Raw genomic sequence first — 23,151 nt, forward strand, 5'->3', positions numbered from 1 at the left:
GGCGTTTGAATTGTTCATCTGATAAGTTTTGATAATCCATAATTTTGCTAATAAACATAGCAAAATTATAGATGATTTCCTGACCTAAGATCACATTTTATTCTTTTTTCCACTTCAATCTAAGAATTGAGAAAAAAGCAAAGCCTTATACTATACCATAAAAAAATTATGCAAGAGGTGTACTTCATCTTTAAGAAAAAAGCTGTAAGAATCGACCTCGAAAATGTCTTGACCATCGAACCCGATTCGAGGTATTCTATCAGGGTAGATTAGACAGTAATGAAATTCAGATTTAAATTGGCAATGTTAAACCAGTTAAGAATTCTAATTGTTGATGATAATGAAGTAGATCGGATCGCCGTGCGCCGATTCTTAAGAACATCGGAGATGGCGATAGAAATAACAGAAGCCGCTGACTATCAAGAGGCTAAAGAAAAGATGTCCAATAATCTTTTCGACTGTATGTTTATCGATTATCTTCTACCCGATGGAGATGGTTTGACTTTGGTGCGGGAAATTCGGCAACAGGGACTTAAAATACCCCTAATTGTCTTAACCGGTCACGGAGACGAAGGAATTGCCGTAGATATGATGAAAGCCGGCGCTTCGGATTATCTGAGTAAATTTCGTCTTTCTGCCTCGCGCTTAAATCAAGCGATGCGAAACGCCCTACGCATCTATGAAGCGGAAGAAGAAGTGGCGATTGCCAAACAAGAAAAAGAGCAATTGGCTAGACAAAAAGAAGATTTTGTTTCGAGGATGACCCACGATTTGCGAACTCCCTTAGTGTCTGCCAATCACATATTAGAACTATTTCAAGAAGGTTTATACGGTGAGATTACTCCCGAAATGAGTCGAGTCATTCATGTGATTATTCGCAGTAATACAAATCTCTTGGAAATGGTTAATAATCTTTTGGAAGTTTATTGTTATGAAAACGGCGAAAAGACACTTAATTTTACTAAATTAAAGATTATCGATATTCTCGAAGAAGTCTGTCAGCAGTTAACTCCCCTTGCCCGAGAAAAAGGACTAGAATTAAGCTTAAATGCCGAAAATGCTGCGGAAATTTTCCTAACTGGCGATCGCTTGGAACTGCGGCGCGTTTTTACCAATCTCATCGGCAATGCGATTAAATTTACCCAAAAGGGTGATGTGAAAATTCATCTCATCCCCGCTACAGAGGAAGATACTTTTGTCACTATTGTCGTCGAGGATACTGGTATAGGCATTTCAGCAGAAGAACTACCCCGGATTTTTGAGCGCCTGTACTCCAGTTCCCCAGACAGTTCCAACAATGGGTTAGGACTTTATCTCTCCCGTCGCATTATCGATGCTCATGGGGGAACTATTGCCGTCACCTCAGAATTAGAACGGGGTACTAGCGTTTCTGTCCGTTTACCTGTCTAGAAAGATCGATAATAGAAAAAATACTTTCTGCCGATCGGTCACTGTTAATGGCTTCTAATTGGGATATCCTGTTAATACAAGCGGCGCGTCAGGGCAATCTCGCGCGGGTTCAAGCTTTACTGAGTCAGGGGGCAAATGTCAACGCCACCGATAGCCAAAATACTACGGCTTTAATCTATGCCGTGCAGGGGGGTTATGGGGAAATTGTGGCAATTTTGCGAGAATTTGGGGCTGATATCAACAAAAGTAAACAACCTCAAGGTTTAACCCCTCTCATGTTAGCGGCTGCCCTCAATCACAGTCAAATCCTTGCTCAATTAATCGCCGCCGGTGCCAATGTCAATAAGGTTAATCAAGATGGTACACCAGCACTAATGATCGCCGTTTATAAGGGTCATACAGCGATCGCAGAACAGTTATTAACCGCCGGTGCTCGGGTCAATATGCGCGATCGGGATGGAGATACGGCTTTATCTGTAGCGATCAGACAAAATTACGCCGCCATCGTCCGTTTACTGCTCGATAGTGGTGTAGATGACGAAATACGTCAAGAAGCTTGGTTACAGGCTCTCGTTGCCAATCGCCAGGAAATCCTCGAATTGTTTATTACCCGTGGTCTGCCCCTCGATGCTCCCACTTTATCCGGGGAAACTCCCCTAATTTTGGCTGTAGAGAGGGGAAATCTCGGCAGCGTGCAAACTTTACTGCAAGCCGGAGCCAATCCAAACATCAGCACGGAGGAGGGAGAAACTGCCCTGATGATCGCCGCTGCTGAGGGATATTTCGATATTGTCCGAATTTTACTCGCTCAGGGGGCCAGTGTTGACAATCAAAATCAGGCGGGAGAAACGGCCCTGCATCTAGGGACGATCGAAGGACATTTAGAGATCGTCCAGGCCCTACTACAAGCCGGCGCTTTTGTCAATCACCGCAACCATTTTGGTGATACACCCCTGCTCATCGCCACCGTGCAGGGATACGAAGCGATCGTTTTAGAATTGTTAAAACAAGGAGCGGAGCCTAACCTAACTCAGCAGGGAGAAACCCCCTTAACTTTAGCTCTACAGCGCAAATTTACGAAAATCTGCCGTTATCTCCTTGACTACGGGGCTAATGCCAACGCCGTTTATCCCGATGGCAAAACTGTCCTCATGAAAGCTTGTGAGGGCAATAATAGTCAATTGGTGCGCTGGTTAATCGATATCGGCGCTGATGTCAATAAACTCGATTTTAGCGGCGCTTCCGGTTTAATGTGGGCCAGTTATCACGGTTGTCTCGACACGGTTAAAGTCTTGTTAGACGGGGGAAAGGTGAACTTAAATCAGAAAAATCAAGGGGGAATGACCGCTTTAATGTTAGCTAAATTTAATCACCATCAGGCGATCGTTTCTTTATTACAACAAGCGGGAGCGATCGAGTAGGAGTGGAAGTTTGGCGAGCGCTGATCGCTATTTCCTCTCAATTTTGCGTTACCATGACCACGGTGATATTATCAGAACCGCCAGCTTTTTTGGCCGCTGCCACTAAATTCTCGACAATTTCCTGACAATCAGCACCAGTTTGCAAATAATCACTAATTTCCTCGTCGGTCACTTCTTCCGTCAAACCATCACTACAGAGAATTAAACTATCGCCGGATTGCAGATCGAGGGGAGATACCGTCACTGGGGGCAAATCGCGACGACCAAGACATTGAAATAAAATGTGCCGCCAAGGGTGGTTTTTCGCATCTTCTTTGGACAGATCGCCCATTTTTATCGCCCTAGCTATCCAAGTATGATCCTCCGTCACCTGTTCTAATTTTTGCTCACGAAAGCGATAGAGACGGGAATCACCAATATGGGTGTACCAAGAGCCATCGTCTCGGACGATAGCCATGACTAGGGTTGTCCCCATGTCCTGTCTTTCGGGATGTTTCAGTTGATCTTCAATAATCTTCTCGTTAGCGACGGTAATTGCCTCCTGCAGCAATTCTCCAGCAGTCAGGGGCGAATTCCAGTGTTCTTCTAGATGAGCTTGGATAGTTTCAGTGGCGATTTGACTAGCTTCCTGGCCCCCCGCATGACCTCCCATACCATCGGCAACGATAAAAAAGCGCTGCTCGGGGTCGATATAATAACTATCCTGATTAACCGACCGCACTACACCAGGATCGGTCATTCCTCCAAAAGAAAGATTGTTCATCGAAATTTCTGCTTTTAACACAATATTTATTATCCCGCAATCAATTACATCATGCGATCCTGACGTTCAATTTTTCGCCAAAGTCTCACAAGAGCTATCCCCGGCAGCAGCGAAATCGCCATCGGTATTAGAGTTAACCAACCAAAACCACTGACAAATAGAAGCGTCGCCGAGATAAGCAAAGCACTGATCAGTAAAGTATAGTTGGTTCCCATTTGAATCATACCCAATCGCCGCAAAAGTCGATCAGATTCGCTCGAACGTACCCGAACACGGATATCACCCCGTTCTAATTTTTCGATCGTATCATCGATGCGTCGGGGTAAACTCAGGGCGGTGCTGCTCACTTGGGCCGCTTGTCGTCCTAACTCATCGAGGATATTACTGCCATTATTTCCTGTCATATCATTTACTAATTGCAGGGCAAAAGGTTGGGCCACTTCCATAAAGTTAAATTCGGGATCGAGTCCTTTGCCTACGCCTTCTAGGGTGGAAAATGCCCGCATGACGAAGGTAAAGGTAGCGGGAAAGCGAAAAGGCTGATCGTAGGCGATTTCATAGAGATCATCGCTGATAGAGGCCACGGACTGCTCCTCAAAGGGTTTATCCATGAAGTTATCGAGCATATACTGGATCGATCGCCGCACTGCTCCCATATCACCATTAGCAGTTAATGCTCCTAAATCCACCAGAGAAGTGACCACGCGATCGGCATCTTTTTGGGCAATTCCCAAGAGAGTCTGCATTAATTTTTCGCGCACATTGGTTTTAATTTGTCCCATCATGCCGAAATCGTAGAAAATTAGGGAGCCATCACTATCAACGGCGATATTGCCGGGGTGGGGATCCGCGTGAAAAAAGCCGTTATTGAGCAGTTGAATTAGATAGGCTTTTGCCCCCAGTTTAGCCAACAATTTGCGATCGAGTCCGGCCGCTTCTAGGGCTTCATAATGACTGATTTTGATGCCGGGGAGATATTCTAGGGTTAAAACCTGGGGAGAGGTGTAGCGCCAATAGACTTTTGGTACTTTCACCCAATCTTCCCCGCGAAAATTACGGCGAAAAGTGTCAGCGTTACGACCTTCATTGAGATAATCGGTTTCTTCCCAGAGAATTTTACAGCATTCTTCATAAATACCCGTCCAATCGCGACCTTTACCCCATTTGGGATGATTTTGGAAGTATTGGGCGATTTTTTTCAGGATAGCCAGATCGATACTAAATAATTTTTTCAATCCGGGCCGTTGGACTTTGACCACCACATCTTCCCCGGTGTTCAGTTGGGCCCGGTGAACTTGCCCTAAACTAGCGGCTGCCAGGGGGATAGGATCGAAGCTTTTAAAGAGTTGATTGAGGGGTTTACCGAGGGATACCTCGATAATTTTGCTGGCCTGTTCGTAGGTAAATGCGGGAACCTGATCCTGTAGTTTCGATAATTCTTCCACATATTCCAGGGGAAAAAGATCGGCGCGAGTGGAGAACAGTTGACCGACTTTAATAAAAGTTGGTCCCAATTCTAGCATGGTTTCCCGAATCCAAGCGGCCTGTTTTCTGCGTCTGCCGGCGAGTTTTTCTTGGCTATAGCCGCCGTTATAGCTCCATTTTTTACCGTTGAGCCAGAATTGATACAGTACGGTGAGAACGAATCGCCAAATATCTAGACGACGACGATTGATGGAATAGTTTTCTCGATTCCAACGATAGCTATTTTTGGCGACTTCGAGGGCCGGCATTGCTGGGTTTAACTCTGGGGTAATGGGGACGGGTAGAAAGGCTGACACGCAATTTTTGGGGCTTTAAAGCGACTAAAAGAGGTTTTTGGGTTAATTACGGTAGTTTTTTAGTTCCGAGCGCAATTGGGCGATTTCGGCCCGCATTTCGTCGATGTTTTCCTGCACGTCGGCACTGGGGGAACCACTGGAGTCTGTATCAGTATATACTCCCTTTTCCATGGCTCGATCGGCTCTCATTTGCACTTCTTCGACGAATTGCCGCAGGTTTTCCCGTTGTTCGGCATCAAATTTGCCTAATTCGCTTAAAGCGTTGGTAAACGCATCTTCTAGCTGTTCACTGACCACTTCAGCGATCGCTCGTCCGAGGAAAAAGGCGTGAATAACGGGGTTAGTCATAATCTTAAATGGATGTTTTCGCTTGCTGGGGTTTGTGGACGGGAAAGGCGATAATAGATTCCCTAACTACTAGGTTAGGCGACAGAACCAGAAAAGGCAAATCGTTTTTCTGAAAACGGAGGTGAGACGGGGAGGTTAATCGACAAAATTAGGGGAAAGAAAGGGCGCTAAGGGAGCAAAATCTGATTCGATCGCGTCGAGAATTATCGCTGAAATCAACCCGATTAGCGAAATAATAGTGTCATCAACAATATCATCCTCCTGGAGAGTTAAGATGCTCAGAAAACGTTTATTAATCCCCTTAATCTTATCCCTAGTCACTTTTGGTCTAGTGGTGGCCTGTAATTCCGGCACTCCCACCGGTCAAACTAACCCCAGTCCCGCAGAAAACGCCGCCACTGCCGCTATTCCCATCGGCGCAGCTTTAGCTCAAACCAGCAATCTCGCCCTATTGGGACAGGAACAGGTGATCGGTGTCAAGATGGCTGAAACATATTTTAATAAAAAGGGCGGAGTCAATGGAACACCGATTAAAGTTATTATCCAGGATGTGGCTGGGGATGAACAGGGCGCGATCAACGCCATCAATACCCTAATCACTCAAGATAAGGTGGTGGGTATTCTTGGTCCCTCCCTATCCCAGCAAGCTTTTGCCGCTAGTCCGATCGCCGATCGAGCTAAAGTTCCCATTCTCGGCCCGTCTAACACGGCTAAAGGTATCCCCCAGATCGGTGAATATGTGGGTAGGGTGTCCGCTCCTGTGGCTGTGGTCGCTCCCAATGCGGTTAAAACCGCTTTAAAAATCGATCCCAAGATTAAAAAAGTGGCTGTCTTTTTTGCCCAAAATGATGCTTTTAGTAAATCGGAAACGGAAACTTTTCAAGAAACCCTAAAGAGTTTAAATCTTGATATCGTCACCGTGCAGAAATTCCAAACCACCGATACAGATTTTCAAAACCAAGCCACCGCCGCTATTAATATTAAACCGGATTTAGTGGTTATTTCTGGTTTGGTTGCTGACGGAGGAAATTTGGTCAAACAGTTGCGACAATTAGGCTATCAGGGGTTAATTATTGGTGGCAACGGTTTAAATACTTCTAATATTTTCCCTGTTTGTCAAGCTCAATGTGATGGTATTCTCATCGCTCAAGCTTATAACCCGGAATTAGATAATCCTATTAATCGGGATTTTGTCGCCGCTTATACAGCAGAAAATAAAAAAGCACCGCCCCAATTTACCGCTCAAGCTTTTACGGGAATTCAAGTTTTTGTCGAGGCCTTAAAACGGGTAGATGATAAAAATAAACTCAGTACACTTTCCCTCGAACAAATTCGCCAACAATTAAATCAGGAAATCTTAGCGGGTAAGTATGTCACTGTCCTGGGAGATATTGCTTTTACTCCCGAAGGGGAAATCATTCAGGATAAATTCTCCGTGGCACAAATTAAAATGGATGCCGATGGTAAAAATGGTAAATTTACTTTTGTGAAAAATTAATCAGTAAAGGGTTCTTCTCATTTCTATCTCGTTGCAAGGGATACCCTTGCAACGCATTTCCAGAGGTTCTAGCTTTTGTGTCATAATCAGACACGCTATAAACTAGGCGATGTTCTTTTGTAATGCGTCGTGACCATAATCCTGATAGTTCATGTTTTAATGCTTCTGGTTTTCCTAATCCAGAAAAAGGCTATCTTTGAACATCTTTAATAAGGCTGACAATTTTAGCGTAAACTTTTTTATCTGCGATTGCCCATTGATTAAACTCATCAAAACTTCGGGTTAGAAAGGCGACTTTTATCATAAGTTAGCAGCATCTACATAAATATAACTATCAGGATTTTTCAGAGATTCTATTGCCTCTTGGAGATGTTGACGGTTAGCTTCTGTGGAAAGCAGATAGTCCGTTTCATCCATTCCAGCAGCTTCTTTAATCAACAAAATCGCTTCGACAAATGTTCCTTCTGGTAAGTCGAGGGGAGGTAAACTAAGTTGACCATTTTTGGTGATTGTTTGGTATTTTAGTGCATTCATAGAATTCTACTATTCTTGATATTCTATTAATTATAGCAGTTTCAAAGATAACTTGGCTCTTCTCGTTTCTGTATAGTCTTACCTCGTTGCCAGACTATCCCTTGTAACACACTTCCAGAGGTTCTAGCTTTTGTGTAACCCATCAAGGAAGGGAGGGAAACACTCCCTTCCTTGTCCCCAGTGTTAAGAATGTTGGACATAGATAAACAGGCGATTTAGTGGGAAAAATGCGCTCGCTGTGGGTTAATCCGGTTAGAAGCGGCTCAATTCAGCCAATATAAACAGAATTTTGCCACAAAAGTTCTTGTAAATCTAGCTAGGGGTTGCTGAATAAATCTAAGTGGGTGGGTGGAATTAAATATAAGATGAACGTAGAAGCATGAAACCCAACGCCCGCTCATGTTACACTACCGCTAACCCATCCCACAAATAATTGTGCCTCCCTACTTAAGTGTTCTGATAATTAGAATAGCGATCGCAATATATTCGATATGCTATAATCTTGAACAGTTTCGTTAGGAGTTAAATCCATGCTAGTTTTAGCCGGTGATATTGGTGGCACTAACACCAGGTTGTGTTTGGTAGAAACAGACGGAAAAAATGAATCAACTCTCCGAGAAGAAATTTATCCGAGCGGCAATGAGGGTTTAGTTCCTTTAGTGCGACAATTCCTGGGTGATGAGTGTAATGTTTATAAGGCTTGTTTTGCTTTGGCTGGCCCTGTTCTGAACAACAAATGTAAAATCACTAATTTACCTTGGCCAGAATTAGATGCGGCCCGGTTACAAGAAGAATTGAACATTGCTAAAGTGAGTCTTATTAATGATTTTGTAGCAATTGGCTACAATATTGTCTTAGAAAAAAATAAATCTTTAGTTACTTTACAGGAAGGTGAATTTTTGCCTGATGCGCCGATCGCGATTATTGGGGCGGGTACGGGTCTGGGAAAGGCGTTTGCAGTTCCTGAAGGTGATAGCTATCGAGTGTTTCCAACGGAAGGAGGCCACGAAAGTTTTGCTCCTGATAATTTGTTAGCTCAGGAGTTATTGGCATATCTTCGGGCCGACGGCAAGGTTGATGTGGAACGGGTGGTTTCTGGCCCAGGAATTGTTGATATTTTTCGTTTTTTGCAGGATCGCAAGTTTGCTTCTGAAGATGCGGGTGATTTTTTAAGTCAACCTGATCCTGGGGCGGCGATCGCTAAAGGAGCAGCAGCAGGTCATTTTCTTTGTCAGCAAACAATGGCAATTTTTGTAGAAGCTTTTGGGGCTGCCGCAGGGGATATGGCGGTGAGTTTTTTACCGTTTGGCGGTTTATATATTGCGGGGGGAATTGCAGCCCAAAATATTGAATTGATGCGGAATGGCAGTTTTATTAAGGCATTTACAGATAAGGCACGGGTTAATCCTGTTTTGCTAGAAAAAGTTCCTGTCCATATTGTTTTGAATACCCTGGAGGGATTAAGAGGTGCAGTAAAATACGCTGCTACAAAAATGTAGAAGCATAGGATAGACAATCCTAGAAGTTGTCTTGATTGTGAGGGTATTCAATGCCCTTTTTGTTGATTTGCCCTCATAATTGCAAATCTACCATTAGTTACAAAACCCGCCTCAATAGCGTGTCGAGCTGCCCCCCACATGACAATGCTGTTATCTTGAAAAACTTTAACAGAAATGCCTTCGTTATAAGCTTTGAAATTTCCCTCTTTATCAATAAAGGCATTGATAAATTTGCCTTCTTTCAAGATTTCAATGGGAATATCAATACCGCCAATATAAACTCCGCCACTGGCTTTATAGGTAAGAGCCAAATTCCCTGCTTGCGCTCCCCAAATAGAGATAAAAAAATCCAAAACTTCTTTACATAATGGATTCCCTTCCTGGGCAGCTTGAATGATAGCATCAGCATCATTGATATTTGGCTGATTTTCCCATTCAGAAAGACTTTGAAAAAAATGATAAATTCTGGTTAAACCAGGAGCAGAAAGAACATACTCATAACTAACGGGACTATTATCCCCCTGCTCTTGTTTCAGTTCTTTCAGAAATTGTAAAAGTTCCCAATCTTTATCTATTCTAGCACCAAAGTCCGCATGACCACCTTCCGAGGAGATTGGTTTTAACCCTTTTTTTTCATCATGGCTATACCATAATGCTTGACCTAAACCTCCACTCACTAGCATTAATACTCGGCGATCTTCAGGATTTGGGTGAGATTTACCAGGATAAAGTTCTTTTAGCTGATCTTCTCCATTTCCCAAAAAAATACCATAGCCAATTGCTTCCATATCATTGATAAAAGAGACAGGAACATTGTTATAGGGAAGTTGTTGTCTGAAGTCATGCTCTGTAAAAGTTGCTTTAAATTCCTTGCGATCAACTCTAGCCTCGCCATGATCAACAGGTCCTGCTATACCAAAACAAGCACCATAAATATCTTCATTATCATTATATTGCCCATAATAATATTGCTCTAAAAATGTCTCTATCATGTTTTCCAAGCCTTGAGCATAATCCTTAGTTGTATAAGTTTCATGGGCAATTAAGGCATCCAGCATCACTTTTTTTTGAGAGTCATCTTTTTTGTGAGTAAAAAGACCGAATTCGCTTTTATCACCTGCAATTTTGCCAGCGAGAATGACCATAAAATTGACTCCTTTATAGTAAATATATCTAAATTAAAACAGCAACCCAAAATAGACTAAAAACCTAATTCTTCTAGCTCATTTTTAATCTCCTTAATTTTTGCTTGTGAGCGTGTTACAACCAGTCCTAAATTAATTCCATCAGGAGCGATAAAGCAAATAGCAAAAGGTGTTGTTAGTTCGACAAAATAAACCATCATCGTTCCCCCCGCCAATTTAAAAATTGAGTATGTGAGATTGCCAAAGGCAGTTACCTTGCCAAAATTATCTAAAGCTTCTTGAATCTTGCTGAGGGATTCAAATCCTTCAATTGCTTCTCCTACTGCATCACCACCGTCTGCAAAAAGAGCACGATAAAGCTCTGGATCATCAGATTTGAGTCGTTTATTGTGATACAGTGGTAGTCCATTCTCTAGATTAAAAATAAGGATTGATTTTAGGTGTCCTTTTGAGGTGGTAACAGTCTCGTCCAGAAGAACATCAAGTTTTTCTTGTTCGGGTCGTTGTTGTGTCATAAGAGAGATTCTCGCAATTTTAGTCTTGAGGAAGTTAAATACTAATTCCTGAAAATAATTTTCGTTTAAATTTTGATATTTGTCAAGTATTTTTCCGCATTCTTTTAGGGGTTCTTGGATTTGAGATTGGTCTATTTCCCCAAGACAGTATTGGTCGAAGGTAATAAAAATTCTTTGTTCTCTCTCAGGGTAAGAGCTATGGGGAGCAAGAGCAAAGTCAAATAGTTCTTGATAACTCCAGTTTTTGATCTGCGATCTAACAAGAAATTCTAGGTATTTACGGATATTTTCGACAGGAATATCAGACTCATTTACCCATTCTAAAAGCTTTTTTAAGGCAGCAGTTTGAGAGGTTGTCCATTGTAAAATCTCTCGGAGTAGAAAGTCAGAGTAGTTATTTTTCCCTTGTAATGATGGTCGAGAAGTTGTGATCAATAAAACAGCTTCAGATTGAACAGAAGGTGAAGCTGTTGTCCAGACTTCCGCCACTAAACTGGTCATTACAAATTCAATCTCTCCTTCCTCTAATTTAGGTGTGGGCTTTTTTCCTAGCCATTCTAGGGCCAGTTTTAGATCATTATTTTGTAATAAATAAGATGATTCTTGACGATCCGAATGTTGCCAATCTCGAAAAGCTTTTGTATAGGGACGGAGTCCCGCCATGACTTCCTTGATCCAGTTTTGATCTAGAATTTTTTCATAAATCTTGTTGAGTATCCTTAAATTATGCTCCTTATCTAGAATTATAAAACACATATCTTTTAGTTTACGATGTTGTGGATTTTTTTCATCGAAGAGAATCGGCTCGTTTTGAGTAATTTTTTCAAAGAGAGAAATTAACTCAAAACTGTCGTCCTGATTTAAAAATTGGTCTCGATCTTTCTGAAACTGATCATATTCCTCAAAAAGATTGAGATGTGAGAAAACTAAATCTTCTAGCCGACCGTGAACTTCATTCTGTTGTAAATCTACAACGTTATTGTTGTTAGCAATAATATTAAAAATAACATTACTAAATTGATAAAATCCCCCTGTAAGGTTATTAATCGCTTTAACAATTGTTTCCCATTTATCCTCAGATTCGTTAGGAAAAATGTCCTGAACTTTATTCCAAAATTGCCTAGATTCTTCAAAAAATCTATTTTCTAAATGTCTAACGATGTTTTCATGGTCTTTTGCCCATTCTAAAGTACGTTTTAATATTTTTCCAGTAAGTAAATAAAGTTCTTTTTGCCGTTCATCAGCGTTATGGTAATTATCATAATCGTCTCTATAAAAAATAAATTCTCTTTGTTGAAGTTCAATCCAATTTAGATTGAAGATTTGTTTGTATATCTCACAATAAGGCTTAAGAACATGATCTTCTTCTAACACTAATCCCAAAAGCTTAAGCTCAATTTGCAGCATATCACTACTTTTTGAACGTACTGTAGAACAATTATTCAAGCTACTTAGCACGATTTCCTTGTATAAATCTAATAAATCCATAGACCTTTTGTTTGGTTCTGATAGAAATCTTATTATTCTCTGAAAATGCTCTTCACAATCTAAATTTCGCCAACCTCTGATAATTTTTTCTTCAACTAATTGATCAATATTGGTATCAGTACCAGTATTGGTGTTGGTACTTTCCTCAATAACTAATTTACAAAGGCAATGTGTTAAGTATGGGTGTCCATTTGTAAATGATAAAATTTTTACCATTGCCTCTGTAGCTTTAGCTTCAGAATAGTTAATCTCTTTGACTAATTTATCTTTCAAGGGAGTTATTTCGTGAGGTTGAAAGGGCCTCAATTTAATATTTTTGCCAACGTCAAAAGGACTAATCCTTTCATTTGGACATAGCTCTGAAGGAGTAGCAATACCAAAAAGTGCAAAAGTCAGACGTTTGTAATCGGCTGTCATCTCGCGACGGTTATAAAATAAGCGAATTAATTTAAAAAAATCACTCCGAGACTCGAAATTTAAAGTACAATTAATTTCATCAACAAAAATGACTAATTTTTGAGAAGTTTCTTGCAGTATAATATCAGTAATAAAACTTTTCAGACGATAAAGAGGACCTAGGCTACTCTTTGTCAGCCACCAGTTGTCTAGATCAAAACTCGATAAAATTTTATTTTCTGTTAAATTGTTTAATAATTCTTGACTAAAATCTCTATAAAATTCATCAGAAGTATAATTTATCTTTTCTACAAAAGTTAAATCTATTGATATACAAAGAAAGCCCTCTTTTTTCAAATCATTAAATATTTGAACCATAAGACTGCTTTTCCCAGTCTTCGGAGAATTTAGAACACAACAAAAATCCCCATTTCTAAGGGATCCGAGCAATTCTTCATCCGCATTGCGCTTGATATAATCAGGATGCTTATAAGGTAACGCAGAAGGTATAGAGGAAGTTGAAGGGTTTTGGGCGTTCATGCTCTTCTAATTGTATTTTGAAAGAAAATTCTATATAGCTCACAAGAAGGATCAGCATAATGGCTTCCCAACTTAATTAATCCCATCTCCTCTAATTCCTCCGCAATCAGGGGGCTTATGTAAATTGGTTTCGGTGTAGATATAACCCTATATAGTGCCTCTTCTAATGATTGAACACCGATAACTTGAATTTTTCTGAGTAATTTATTTAGATGCGGTGTATAAATACCTTCCAGTTCTTTATGCACTGCATCTAGTAATGATTGCTCACCTGGTGATGATTGCTCACTTTGAATTTTTCTGAGTAATTTATTTAGGTGATTTGGGTTTTTTAGATGTTCAAAAGATAAACTGATCAAATAAGGGTGTCCCCCAACTAATCGCATGATTAGGGAAATGGTTGTGGAATCCATCTGAATTTCATACTGACTGGCAAGAGATTGTACCTCATCAACAGTGAATTCAGGTAATCGAATTACTTTTCCCACACTAAAAGGAGATTCGTTCTCGTTCAGGACTGGCATTCTTGAGTGTGCAATAATTAATCCAAGCCTGCTCCAACTTCCGTGATCTTGAGTACTACTTCTTGCACATCTATTGTAAAACGCTCTTAGCATTGAACAAAACTCTTTATAGGTTGGATCCTTGTCAAGTTTGTTCAGATCGTCGATAACTATAACGATGGGAGAGTTTTTAGAAGGTAATAAAAACCTTTCAAAATATTGAATACATTTTAATTTATATCCTGAACTCCTTATGCTTTTCCAATCGTCTATAAAATTGTGGTGTAAATCTACTTTATTACTAATTTCTTGACAAAAACGATAGAAAAGCCTTCCCGCCTCAGCTTGGTCTTGTATATCGAATTCCTCCATGCTTAATAGAACCTTTCGATAATTGTTGGAATTGAAAGAATTAAAAATATGATTAACTAGCCGAGTCTTTCCCATTTTATCTGGGGCTTTTATATGGATCAAAGAATGTTCTTGGAGAAGTGATTGGTAGTTTTCTAAATAAGGAGCCGTGTTTATGTGGGGGCGGCAAATTACTGTTACTTTGTTGGCTGCTTCGATGACATCAGGCATTTTGTCTATGCCCGCTTCTTTCAATAGCGCTTCTAAAAGAGGTTTATTTTGCTCATCAGGATTATCCACTAAATCTACCGCTTCGTTGTGATCTTTTTCCTTAAGCTTTTTCTTAAGCAAACCCTTGAAGTAATCATAAGCATCCTTTGCCGCCATCTTGACAGGTTCCTGAACTGCGGAAGTTACCCCAGCCGCCAATGCTGTCAAAATAAGAGCTATGGGTTCCATTGCATTAACACCTCGACTTAACAAACGCTATTTTGAGTTATGGGTTTCAGTATAGCAAAATTGGGCAGTTCAGCAATTCCTCCTTGAAATACAGTTCTTCTCCAGAGCAACTGATCTTTACACCGGTTGCTTTATTACTTTGGCACAGCCAATTCCCTATTCGATAAACTTTTTGATCGCTGTGGACGAATCTGGTTAGAAGCGGGTAAATTTAGCTAATATAAACAAAATTTGGGAGCATCTCACCTTTGTAACCTTTAAATCAGGTTTTTATGTCAAGCTATTTTGAAAGCCTTGCTAGAAAACAGTTTTAGTGACAAGTATAATTACTCACCTGCATAAATGAGATGCTCCCCAAAATTTTGCCCGAAAAGGAGTTATAGATTTAGCTAAACAGGTTTTATTACTGTAACTGATGACCACAGCTACTACAAAAGCGATCGGTTGCCGCTACTTTTGCCCCGCATTGACTACAAAACCGCGTTTTACTGACGGTTTTTGTGTCTCCCATACTCATTTTCATATCTCCCATCTCCATTTCCATGGGGGTAAAATTCATCGACATATTACCCATTTTCATCGGTTGCATCGGTTGCATCGGTTGCATCGGTGAGGAGGAGAAACTGGTAGCGGTTGTCGATTGAGAGGACTGAGAAACTCCAGAGGTATGAGGAGAGGAAAAACCGATACTGCTTCCTTGAATTTGGATTCTGTGGGGTCCGGTTTCGGTGATAATTTCAATAATTGCCCCTTGGGGAATTATCTCTATTTGGGGTTCTTTTGTCCAAACTCCCGTAGCAAAACTACTGCTAGACTGCTGTTGTTGTCCCACTGCACCACTAGCGAGGGTTACAATCGTCTGCAGCCCTTGATTATCGAGATAGAGACGTTGTCCTGTGGGTAATTCACTATAAATAGCCATATTTTTGACAGTGAAAAGTAAAAAGTAAAAAGCTAGTTAACACCCCTAGGATCCAGTCTAGCGAGGATAAAAATGTTAGAGGATTTTCTTAAGAATTTTATCGACAAAAAAAGGGTGGTTTTACCCACCCTCACCATGTCTCAAGAAAACAAACTTTTTAACGGACGCTACCGGCTAATTTATCGACCCGAATCGGTTTCATCAGGTACAATTTGAGGAATTGCCAAGCGTTAGAGGCGAAGATAGGCAATTTCTTCAGGAATTTAACCGGTGCGGGACTGTTTTCGCTATCGATCGCCCGTAATCCTTCGTTATTGCGAACACAAATCTCTAGGCGATCATAAAATTCAGGACTATCCACATCGAGAACAATCGGGAAGACGCGGCCGGCGGTTTCATTGGTCTTCTCGATCACATACTTATCGTACTCGCGAGCGTCCAAACCGAGAATGGCGTAGAAACCAGAACGCTGAGTATCATTGAGGTACATCGTAGCGAAGACCGAAAGCAGGAAGAAACGACACCAGAGACGAGCGCGCCAATCATTAAGAATATCAGGCTGCGCACGCATGATCGCATCGAAGAAGTCCCCGTGACGGTTTTCGTCTTGACACCAATTCTCGAAGAAGTTAAAAATCGGATAAACCCGATCTTCGGGATGTTGTTCGAGATGACGATAAATGGTGATATAGCGCCAATAACCGATTTTTTCGGAAAGATAGGTGGCGTAGAAGATAAATTTCGGTTTAAAGAAGGTGTAGTTACGGCTTTTGGTTAAAAATCCCAAGTCAAGGGAGAGGTTAAAATCCGATAAAGCCTTATTAAGGAACCCAGCATGACGCGCTTCGTCCCGGGACATGAGGTTAAAGCATTCTGCGAGAACGGGATTTCTGTTTTTTAAACGTCTGCCGAGTTCTTTGTAGAGAAGAAAGCCGGAAAATTCAGCCGTGCAGGATCTTTCCAGAAATTCCACGAATAAGCGACGAGTTTCGCCATCAATATGCTCCCAAGAGCGATCGAATTCTTGATTGCGAACGAAGTGATGCCGGTTATAATCGGTACGGAATTCCTCTAAAATCGCTTTCAGTTCTTCCTCATTAGCGGCGATCGACATTTCCGCCATCGCTTCAAAATCAGTGGTGTAGAAGCGGGGAGTGAGGATCGTTTCTTTAGCGGGAACTTTTATACCCGGACGGATTTCCTCGAATTCTGGTTTTTGGATCGTGCTGACCATAGGGATTATTGATTTTACTCTGGGATGATGATTGAGACGAGTAAAGGCTCTGACTTGATAATGACGAGCCGTGAAAAAACGGCTAGGATTCACTATAGCAAGCTCTCAGCCCTAGACTCCCTTCCTGTTCATTAAAAGTTACAACTCTTAATTAAGCTGTGTAAACAAACGCGGCTTTTTCCCCAGGAGTCTTGACAACTGTTCGGAGAGGTGGAGTTTGTTCGGTGATCAGTAAACAGTCATCAGTAATCGGTAAACTGAAAACTCACACCTGATAACAAGGGACGAATCTAAAACCTAATTGGTTAAGTTAAAAGCTTTGATGTGCTTAGTTTCTATCTTCCTAGAATCCAGGAAAACTCCTGTTATTTTAGCTTGTTGTCAGGAATTAAGTTAAACAAGGTTTTTGGCAATATGCTAATCTGGCTAACACGCTTTTGGGTGTGATATAGGGAAAACTTCTGGCGATCAGATATACAGAAGGTTGACCCATATCGTTACCCCAGAGAGTGTTATACAGAAAGTTGACCTATAATCAACTGGCTTGAGTTGGGTTAGGATAGAACTTATTTTAAAGTGGAATAGCATGTCAGACTTACTCACAAGAATTACTGTCAATCCTAAACAATGTGGTGGTCGTCCCTGCATTCGAGGCATGAGAATTAGGGTATCAGACGTACTGGACTTATTTGCGGCTGGACTAAATGCTGAACAAATCTTAGAAGAAATGCCTGATTTGGAGGCAGATGACTTAAAAGCAGCACTTCTACATGCCTCACGTAAGCTTAATCACCCAGTGTTGGTAGCATGATAATCTAGGTAGACGCACATCTGTCACCTGCAATTGCAACTTGGATTTCCAGCACTTTTGGAATAACAGCATTAGCTTTAGGCGATATTGGTTTGAGAGATGCTGAAGACCCTGAGATTTTCGAGGCGGCAAAGGCTCAAGGAGTTATTTTCATGACTAAAGACAGCGATTTTGTTGATCTAGTTGAGCGTCTTGGATCGCCACCACAAATCATCTGGTTAACGTGCGGCAATACTTCCAATGTCCGGTTGCGAGAAATTTTGAGTGCTACTTTGCTAGAAGCATTAGAACTTTTACTAGCAGGTGAAGCGTTAGTCGAAATCAGCGGAAACTAGCAGCGCAAGCTAACAGGTGTCCATGCACACCGACCGCCAACAATTGATCGGTTATGAGACAGAGGTGGTTTGCGGCGGGTGATGGGCACTTTTATGCCTACATCTTTCATCAAATATAAGTAAGAACTGGTATAATTCGTTTTAGGAAAAATATCAGTAAGACCTGTGAATCTATTGTTATTTCATATTCCTTTGATCGCTGCAGGCGTTGTTGTTGGCGGCGTAGTGATTGCATCTGGGGGTTCGGGACTTCGGTCTGGTGTGGCAGCGATCGCAACAGGGGCAAGTGGTTTTGCGACATCTGCTTTGCTGATACAGTCACAGTCTAGTAAACAAGAGACCTCTTGCATAAATCCGAAAACAAACGATAGAAACAATAATGGGAGGGACTTTCAGTTAATTATTTATTAGTAGTTGATAATCTTCAAAAATGTTGCTGTACAAGGATCGACTTAAGACTTTTGCAAGAGGTCTCTTGAGGTTGACGGTTTTTACTTTCAACAGAGCCAGTAAGAATAGAGCGAGGAAAGAGAGTCTTGCTCCGTGCCATCCCTTTAGGAGGTTTGAGAGCTTGTTTCAATGCGTTATACTGGTTCATAGGGGTTTCGAGATTAGTGCCATTTCTCATAAAACCCTACTCCCGCCTACTTTTCAAGCTTTTTGTGCTGTACTTAGATTGTGTCTAGCTACTTACAATCGGAAACAATACTTAAACAAAATGGCAATGCTTCAACAGAGCGCTTTCCAGTAGGGGATGATATTCTTTTTCGCGGATAGTATAGGACCCAAATCTAGCCAGATGGGGATTTTGCATTTGGGCATCAAATAGACAGAAATCCCGTTCTCTGAGGTGTTCAACTAACTTGACCATGGCTACCTTAGAACCATCGGGAATTTTATAAAACATCGATTCCCCGATAAAAACCCCGCGAATTGCTAAACCTAAAATCCCCCCCGCTAATTGATCCCCTTGCCAAGTCTCGAAACTGTAGGCCCAACCGGCTTGGTGTAATTGCTGATAGATTTGGATTAACTCCGGGGAAATCCAAGTCAGCGAGCGATCGGCACAACCAGCACAAACCCCAGCAAAATCGCGGTTGATAGCCACGCTAAAGCGATTTTGATTCAAAACTCGTTTTAGGGACTTGGGATACCTAAAACGCCGATCTAGAGGGATAAGAGCGCGATTTCTACTAGAATACCAATCCAATCGCCCCCCCTCATCGGCCATGAGAAAGTAACCGCGTGCGTATCCTTGTATAATAGAGGCGGTATCCACGACTCCCCCCAAGAATTCAGTCTTGTAGCCTGATCATTCTCTAATTATGCCCGATTATCCCTCACCAATTCCGCCTATTACTTTACCACCGATCGAAAATCCCCAACAGGAACAAACCTGGCTGCGCAACGCTTTGCATCGTTGGTTAGATGCAGAATTTATTCCCGAAGCTATTAATGAAACTATCGCTGAACGTGCTAGTCAAATTTTTCTGCGTCAGCGTTTGGAAGGGGAAAACGATCTCGGTAACTTGGTGATTGCGATCGTTACCGAGATGCAAGCTTTTGATTTCCGCGAAAGTTTTTATAGTGAATTTGCCATCGCTAACGCCGTCAGTGATTTAATTTTAGATAGTTTAGGGATCGATCGCTGTTGTGGGCAAAGTTAGACAGTTTTTCTCCGCTATTGGAGTTTAATTTCCATTAGCTGCTCTGCTGATTTTTTTGTACGAATGGGGTAAGCTGCACTGCCTATTAGAAATTTTAGGACAAATGATCAAACCCTCTCTCCTCGATCATAGACAGTCTTAACCAGTAATTTAGAGAGTCAACAGCTTATTGCTTATTTAAGAAGTTAACAAAATCTTTAATCGACAAGAATTAATTGATAGTTGTTGGAAAAGTTTAATTGATTTCCAGCCCAGCGATCTCAGCGATCGTATAAGCGGGTCTGCCTTTAACTTCTTCGTAAATTCGCCCGATGTATTCACCTAATATGCCGATACCGATCAATTGTACCGAACCCAAGAAAAACACAGCGATCAAGATAGTAGCTAAACCGGTAACGGGAGAGTCGGGTTGCTGCAGGCGCCAGTAGAGAACCAGTAAAGCCATAAACAGAGCAATTAAAGCAGAAAATAAGCCTAAATAAGTGGAAAGACGCAGGGGAATCTTAGAAAAAGACACCAAGCTATTAATCGCTAAAGCTAGGGATTTTTTAAAAGTGTATTTGACTTCGCCAGCAAACCGGGGATCCCGCTCAAATTTAACAGCAGTTTGTCGGAAACCAATCCAAGCGCGCAAACCGCGAATATAACGATTCCGTTCTGGCATAGAATTTAATACGTCCACTACCTGACGATCCATCAGACAAAAATCCCCCGTGTCCGCAGGGATATCCACGTCAGCTAATCGTCGCAGCAATCTATAGAAAACGTAGGCAGTTAGGCGTTTAAACCAACTTTCTTTTTTCCGTTTTGTTCTCTGGGCGTAAACCACATGATAACCTGCTTGCCAAGACTCAATCATTTTGGGAATCAATTCCGGTGGATCCTGCAAGTCGGCATCGAGGACAACAATAACTTGACCCCTAGCAAAATTAAGTCCTGCCGTTACTGCTGCCTGATGGCCAAAGTTACGAGCAAAGCTAATGTAACAGACCCTAGCATCTCTTTCCTGTAGTTCCCGCATTAAATTTAAGGAACGGTCTCGACTGCCATCATTAATCAGAATCAGTTCCACAGAATCATCTAAACTATCCATGACGGCACTGACACGACGATAGAGTTCTGGAATGGTTTCTTCCTCGTTATAAATCGGGATAATTAGCGAGTATTTCGGCATTTTCGAGAGGTTGAACGGACAACAGCCGTGTTTTTATGGCGGCTGCTACGCTCTAAATATTCTGCTAAAGTATCCCTTTTGTCAACTTAATAGATTACTGCTAGACAGTGCCTTTAAATTGCCAAGGAATGATCGAGCGTTGCTTGCCGACGTAAACAATTCCAGTAGGATGCATAGAGATCCGTCTGTTGACCGCGCAGAGAAGCGATCGCAGGTGCGGCAGGAAAAGGCCAGAGACGATCAAAAACCACTTCTCGATGAGCCAGACGAAACTGTAGCAAATAAACGGAAGCAGGAGCCTGTAAATTATCCAGTAATTGCGCTGCCAGCCGATGTAAAGACTTAAGACTCTCTCTTTCCAGACTAATCGGTTGACTGTAGGCGTTGGGGATCATGCCTTCTCCGATTACCTCACCGTATTCTAAACCCTTAGATGTCACCGTGATCGGCAACCAAAGATCCCCAAAAGAAGAATCTCCCTGACTGGTTTTATAGTGCAGGGTATGGGCAACCCAAGCGCGTCTTTCTTCGATATCCCGACAAGCTTGATAAACTTTTTTACCAGGAAAATTCACCCAATTGGGTAATTGAATTGTTAAGGGACACCAGATTAAATTATTCTGGCTGGTTTTACCCGACTCCATTTTTGACCACAAAGAAGCCGTCCCCGTCACCTCCACCGCCAAGGATTTAGGAACCGCATTTTTTAAGGCAATCACCATCTTTTCGGTAACGGGCGATAGCCGAGACATCTGACCACTGGCTTGAGCTTCGGCATTAACGAGAATGATAACTTTGTCCATTTCTTCTTGTGGGTTGGGTGAACTTGAACGATCAGCGGTGAGGTTGGTTAAGAGTGAGAACTGACTGGGGTTCAATGCTTCTGTAGTCGCCATGGCAAAAGCTATTTCTCTGGATTTTAGCGAATTATACAAGAGCGCAACTGTTTTTTACAGATTTTTTCAACAACAACCATCTTCGAGGCGGGATTTTTCTGCTCCCTCTCATAGAATACCTTAAGTAATCAGTGATCACTGATTACTGATTACTCAAATCTGAATAACTGGTAACTGATCACTGAAATTACTCGTCTTCGGCAAAAATAAAGCGAGTTAGTTCACTAGGATCGGGTTCGGGGCTAGATTCGGCAAATTTAACCGCTGCCTCGATTTCAGCTTGAATTTTCTCCTCGATTTCTTTTAATTCTTCTCTCGTGGCCAGATCTCGCTCGTAGAGATAGGCGGCAAAGCGAGTGATCGGATCTCTTTCGCCCCAGAATTGTTTCTCGTCAGCACTGCGTAACTCGTCGGGATCTGCCAGAGAGTGACCCCGGAAACGATAGGTTAAGGCCTCAATCAAAGTCGGCCCCTCACCAGCGCGGGCGCGGGCTACAGCTTCTCTGGCGGCGGCATGAACGGCGACCACATCCATACCGTCCACTTCCACACCGACCATACTAAAAACACTGGCTTTTTTATAGATTTCCGGTTGAGAAGTGGCTCGATCGTGGGCCATACCGATCGCCCACTTATTATTTTCCACCACATAGATAATCGGCAACTTCCAGAGGGCGGCCATATTCAGACACTCAAAAAACTGGCCATTATTGCTCGCCCCATCCCCAAAGAAACAAACCGTTACCTGATCGGCACTGGCATCACCCATGGCTTCGCGACGGTATTTACTCTGAAAAGCCGCTCCGGTAGCGACGGGAATCCCCTCGGCCACAAAAGCGTAACCCCCTAAAAGCTTATGTTCGGCGGAAAACATATGCATGGAGCCGCCCCGTCCTTTACTACAACCGGTAGCTTTGCCGAATAACTCCGCCATTACCTCCTTAGCGGGAACTCCGGCACTGAGGGCGTGGACGTGATCGCGATAGGTGCTAGAAACGTAATCTTCTCCCTGACGCAAGGCTTTAATAATACCGCTAGATATCGCTTCCTGACCGTTGTAGAGATGGACAAAACCGAACATTTTGCCCCGATAATACATTTCGGCACATTTATCTTCAAACATCCGCCCCAAAACCATATCCTCGTATAGGCGAAGACCTTCAGCTTTGGTAATAATGATGGAAGCAGGATTAAAGGTTGGTAAAGTACGTTCGGAAATCATAGGGTCTGTAGTATCATTTAGACAACAAAAAGGCAAGGGGAGAGGAAGCGGTAGATTTTTCGAGAATTCTGGCAGTGAATTTTTTGGTCTTAAACCAAGGGGTTCTTGGTATTTTCTCTCTCAAATCTAATCTTAGTCAGTCAGAGATTGGCTAGGATAAGATGGTATCTTGTTATTTTACTCGCTCCGCTCTCACTTACATCATTTAATTCACTAAGGACTCTCCAGAGTTGAGGTAC

20 protein-coding genes and 2 pseudogenes are annotated in these 23,151 nt (G+C 42.0%); 7 read left to right on the top strand and 15 right to left on the bottom strand.

From position 1 onward, the window contains the following. The first annotated feature begins 279 nt into the window (after nt 1–279). Together ACOCD9_RS19195 and ACOCD9_RS19200 are read left to right on the top strand one after the other, a co-directional pair. On the top strand, nt 280–1,410 hold the full coding sequence (locus ACOCD9_RS19195) for an ATP-binding protein (protein WP_419548202.1): 1,131 nt from the start codon (nt 280–282) through the stop codon (nt 1,408–1,410). 20 nt (nt 1,411–1,430) lie between these two features. Then, on the top strand, nt 1,431–2,831 hold the full coding sequence (locus tag ACOCD9_RS19200; protein ID WP_419548214.1) for an ankyrin repeat domain-containing protein: 1,401 nt from the start codon (nt 1,431–1,433) through the stop codon (nt 2,829–2,831). A 37-nt stretch (nt 2,832–2,868) separates the two neighbouring features. On the opposite strand, the gene ACOCD9_RS19205 is transcribed toward ACOCD9_RS19200, so the two are convergent. From ACOCD9_RS19205 to ACOCD9_RS19215, 3 genes are all read right to left on the bottom strand, one after another. Next, nucleotides 2,869–3,594 (bottom strand): Stp1/IreP family PP2C-type Ser/Thr phosphatase, encoded by a 726-nt coding sequence (locus ACOCD9_RS19205; protein ID WP_419548203.1) that lies wholly within the window; start codon nt 3,592–3,594, stop codon nt 2,869–2,871. A gap of 44 nt (nt 3,595–3,638) precedes the next feature. Next, nucleotides 3,639–5,327 (bottom strand): AarF/UbiB family protein, encoded by a 1,689-nt coding sequence (locus tag ACOCD9_RS19210; protein WP_419548215.1) that lies wholly within the window; start codon nt 5,325–5,327, stop codon nt 3,639–3,641. A gap of 90 nt (nt 5,328–5,417) precedes the next feature. Continuing rightward, entirely contained in the window at nt 5,418–5,723 is a 306-nt protein-coding gene (locus ACOCD9_RS19215) for a DUF6825 family protein (protein WP_271925683.1), read from the bottom strand. A 274-nt stretch (nt 5,724–5,997) separates the two neighbouring features. Here ACOCD9_RS19215 and ACOCD9_RS19220 point away from each other — a divergent pair, with 274 nt between their 5' ends. Next, nucleotides 5,998–7,221: an ABC transporter substrate-binding protein gene (locus tag ACOCD9_RS19220; RefSeq protein ID WP_149985769.1), complete on the top strand. Its 1,224-nt coding sequence runs from the start codon at nt 5,998–6,000 to the stop codon at nt 7,219–7,221. Here the strand turns inward: ACOCD9_RS19220 and ACOCD9_RS19225 are convergent. Both ACOCD9_RS19225 and ACOCD9_RS19230 read right to left on the bottom strand, forming a co-directional pair. Further along, a pseudogene (locus ACOCD9_RS19225) lies at nt 7,202–7,525 on the bottom strand (Txe/YoeB family addiction module toxin). The gene ACOCD9_RS19220 and the pseudogene ACOCD9_RS19225 overlap by 20 nt on opposite strands. Next, entirely contained in the window at nt 7,522–7,755 is a 234-nt protein-coding gene (locus ACOCD9_RS19230) for a hypothetical protein (RefSeq protein WP_419548204.1), read from the bottom strand. The pseudogene ACOCD9_RS19225 and the gene ACOCD9_RS19230 overlap by 4 nt, the downstream one beginning before the upstream one ends. Nucleotides 7,756–8,285: 530 nt before the next feature. On the opposite strand from ACOCD9_RS19230, the gene glk reads away from it, so the two are divergent. Continuing rightward, complete coding sequence (glk, locus tag ACOCD9_RS19235) at nt 8,286–9,254, top strand: glucokinase (protein WP_419548205.1); 969 nt, start codon at nt 8,286–8,288, stop codon at nt 9,252–9,254. 47 nt (nt 9,255–9,301) lie between these two features. Here the strand turns inward: glk and ACOCD9_RS19240 are convergent, their stop codons facing one another. From ACOCD9_RS19240 to acsF, 5 genes are all read right to left on the bottom strand, one after another. Next, complete coding sequence (locus tag ACOCD9_RS19240; protein ID WP_419548206.1) at nt 9,302–10,399, bottom strand: glucokinase; 1,098 nt, start codon at nt 10,397–10,399, stop codon at nt 9,302–9,304. A 56-nt stretch (nt 10,400–10,455) separates the two neighbouring features. Continuing rightward, the gene (locus ACOCD9_RS19245) at nt 10,456–13,338 is read right to left on the bottom strand and encodes an AAA-like domain-containing protein (protein WP_419548207.1); all 2,883 of its coding nucleotides are present in this window, start codon (nt 13,336–13,338) and stop codon (nt 10,456–10,458) included. After that, nucleotides 13,335–14,651 (bottom strand): AAA-like domain-containing protein, encoded by a 1,317-nt coding sequence (locus tag ACOCD9_RS19250; protein ID WP_419548208.1) that lies wholly within the window; start codon nt 14,649–14,651, stop codon nt 13,335–13,337. The genes ACOCD9_RS19245 and ACOCD9_RS19250 overlap by 4 nt, the downstream gene beginning before the upstream one ends. Before the next feature lie 403 nt (nt 14,652–15,054). Further along, nucleotides 15,055–15,573, bottom strand: a complete 519-nt coding sequence (locus ACOCD9_RS19255) for a zinc ribbon domain-containing protein (RefSeq protein ID WP_419548209.1) — start codon at nt 15,571–15,573, stop codon at nt 15,055–15,057. A gap of 157 nt (nt 15,574–15,730) precedes the next feature. After that, on the bottom strand, nt 15,731–16,807 hold the full coding sequence (gene acsF / locus ACOCD9_RS19260) for a magnesium-protoporphyrin IX monomethyl ester (oxidative) cyclase (RefSeq protein WP_002742302.1): 1,077 nt from the start codon (nt 16,805–16,807) through the stop codon (nt 15,731–15,733). A gap of 586 nt (nt 16,808–17,393) precedes the next feature. Between acsF and ACOCD9_RS19265 the strand changes: the two genes are divergently transcribed. Both ACOCD9_RS19265 and ACOCD9_RS19270 read left to right on the top strand, forming a co-directional pair. Next, a complete protein-coding gene (locus ACOCD9_RS19265; RefSeq protein WP_287700715.1) occupies nt 17,394–17,618 on the top strand; it encodes a DUF433 domain-containing protein in 225 nt (74 codons plus the stop codon). A 20-nt stretch (nt 17,619–17,638) separates the two neighbouring features. Further along, on the top strand, nt 17,639–17,953 hold the full coding sequence (locus tag ACOCD9_RS19270; protein ID WP_287700720.1) for a DUF5615 family PIN-like protein: 315 nt from the start codon (nt 17,639–17,641) through the stop codon (nt 17,951–17,953). A gap of 477 nt (nt 17,954–18,430) precedes the next feature. Here the strand turns inward: ACOCD9_RS19270 and ACOCD9_RS19275 are convergent. Together ACOCD9_RS19275 and aat are read right to left on the bottom strand one after the other, a co-directional pair. Further along, nucleotides 18,431–18,551: pseudogene (locus ACOCD9_RS19275) on the bottom strand (IS4 family transposase); the annotation flags it as partial. A gap of 111 nt (nt 18,552–18,662) precedes the next feature. Next, nucleotides 18,663–19,244 carry a leucyl/phenylalanyl-tRNA--protein transferase gene (gene aat, locus ACOCD9_RS19280; RefSeq protein ID WP_287699918.1) on the bottom strand — a complete coding sequence of 194 codons (582 nt, stop codon included), beginning with the start codon at nt 19,242–19,244 and terminating at the stop codon, nt 18,663–18,665. 34 nt (nt 19,245–19,278) lie between these two features. Between aat and ACOCD9_RS19285 the strand changes: the two genes are divergently transcribed. Next, nucleotides 19,279–19,620 carry a hypothetical protein gene (locus tag ACOCD9_RS19285; protein WP_287699919.1) on the top strand — a complete coding sequence of 114 codons (342 nt, stop codon included), beginning with the start codon at nt 19,279–19,281 and terminating at the stop codon, nt 19,618–19,620. A gap of 235 nt (nt 19,621–19,855) precedes the next feature. Here ACOCD9_RS19285 and ACOCD9_RS19290 read toward each other — a convergent pair whose 3' ends face one another. The 3 genes from ACOCD9_RS19290 to pdhA form a co-directional block, all read right to left on the bottom strand. Beyond that, entirely contained in the window at nt 19,856–20,794 is a 939-nt protein-coding gene (locus ACOCD9_RS19290; RefSeq protein ID WP_287699920.1) for a glycosyltransferase family 2 protein, read from the bottom strand. A 113-nt stretch (nt 20,795–20,907) separates the two neighbouring features. Continuing rightward, the gene (locus ACOCD9_RS19295) at nt 20,908–21,690 is read right to left on the bottom strand and encodes a hypothetical protein (protein ID WP_287699921.1); all 783 of its coding nucleotides are present in this window, start codon (nt 21,688–21,690) and stop codon (nt 20,908–20,910) included. Between the two features lie 187 nt (nt 21,691–21,877). Further along, nucleotides 21,878–22,912: a pyruvate dehydrogenase (acetyl-transferring) E1 component subunit alpha gene (pdhA, locus tag ACOCD9_RS19300; RefSeq protein ID WP_008200476.1), complete on the bottom strand. Its 1,035-nt coding sequence runs from the start codon at nt 22,910–22,912 to the stop codon at nt 21,878–21,880. Between the last annotated feature and the right edge of the window lie 239 nt (nt 22,913–23,151).

The organism is Microcystis sp. (genome assembly GCF_048564745.1).
Lineage (GTDB): Bacteria > Cyanobacteriota > Cyanobacteriia > Cyanobacteriales > Microcystaceae > Microcystis > Microcystis ichthyoblabe_A.

Excerpts from the sequence above, each read along its gene's own strand:
- ACOCD9_RS19255 (WP_419548209.1), bottom strand. The coding sequence starts at position 15,573 with ATGGCTATTTATAGTGAATTACCCACAGGACAACGTCTCTATCTCGAT.
- acsF (WP_002742302.1), bottom strand. The coding sequence starts at position 16,807 with ATGGTCAGCACGATCCAAAAACCAGAATTCGAGGAAATCCGTCCGGGT.
- ACOCD9_RS19210 (WP_419548215.1), bottom strand. The coding sequence starts at position 5,327 with ATGCCGGCCCTCGAAGTCGCCAAAAATAGCTATCGTTGGAATCGAGAA.
- ACOCD9_RS19285 (WP_287699919.1), top strand. The coding sequence starts at position 19,279 with ATGCCCGATTATCCCTCACCAATTCCGCCTATTACTTTACCACCGATC.
- ACOCD9_RS19230 (WP_419548204.1), bottom strand. The coding sequence starts at position 7,755 with ATGAATGCACTAAAATACCAAACAATCACCAAAAATGGTCAACTTAGT.
- glk (WP_419548205.1), top strand. The coding sequence starts at position 8,286 with ATGCTAGTTTTAGCCGGTGATATTGGTGGCACTAACACCAGGTTGTGT.
- ACOCD9_RS19245 (WP_419548207.1), bottom strand. The coding sequence starts at position 13,338 with ATGAACGCCCAAAACCCTTCAACTTCCTCTATACCTTCTGCGTTACCT.
- ACOCD9_RS19205 (WP_419548203.1), bottom strand. The coding sequence starts at position 3,594 with ATGAACAATCTTTCTTTTGGAGGAATGACCGATCCTGGTGTAGTGCGG.
- ACOCD9_RS19265 (WP_287700715.1), top strand. The coding sequence starts at position 17,394 with ATGTCAGACTTACTCACAAGAATTACTGTCAATCCTAAACAATGTGGT.
- pdhA (WP_008200476.1), bottom strand. The coding sequence starts at position 22,912 with ATGATTTCCGAACGTACTTTACCAACCTTTAATCCTGCTTCCATCATT.
- ACOCD9_RS19220 (WP_149985769.1), top strand. The coding sequence starts at position 5,998 with ATGCTCAGAAAACGTTTATTAATCCCCTTAATCTTATCCCTAGTCACT.
- ACOCD9_RS19195 (WP_419548202.1), top strand. The coding sequence starts at position 280 with ATGAAATTCAGATTTAAATTGGCAATGTTAAACCAGTTAAGAATTCTA.
- ACOCD9_RS19295 (WP_287699921.1), bottom strand. The coding sequence starts at position 21,690 with ATGGCGACTACAGAAGCATTGAACCCCAGTCAGTTCTCACTCTTAACC.
- ACOCD9_RS19250 (WP_419548208.1), bottom strand. The coding sequence starts at position 14,651 with ATGGAACCCATAGCTCTTATTTTGACAGCATTGGCGGCTGGGGTAACT.
- ACOCD9_RS19240 (WP_419548206.1), bottom strand. The coding sequence starts at position 10,399 with ATGGTCATTCTCGCTGGCAAAATTGCAGGTGATAAAAGCGAATTCGGT.
- ACOCD9_RS19215 (WP_271925683.1), bottom strand. The coding sequence starts at position 5,723 with ATGACTAACCCCGTTATTCACGCCTTTTTCCTCGGACGAGCGATCGCT.
- ACOCD9_RS19290 (WP_287699920.1), bottom strand. The coding sequence starts at position 20,794 with ATGCCGAAATACTCGCTAATTATCCCGATTTATAACGAGGAAGAAACC.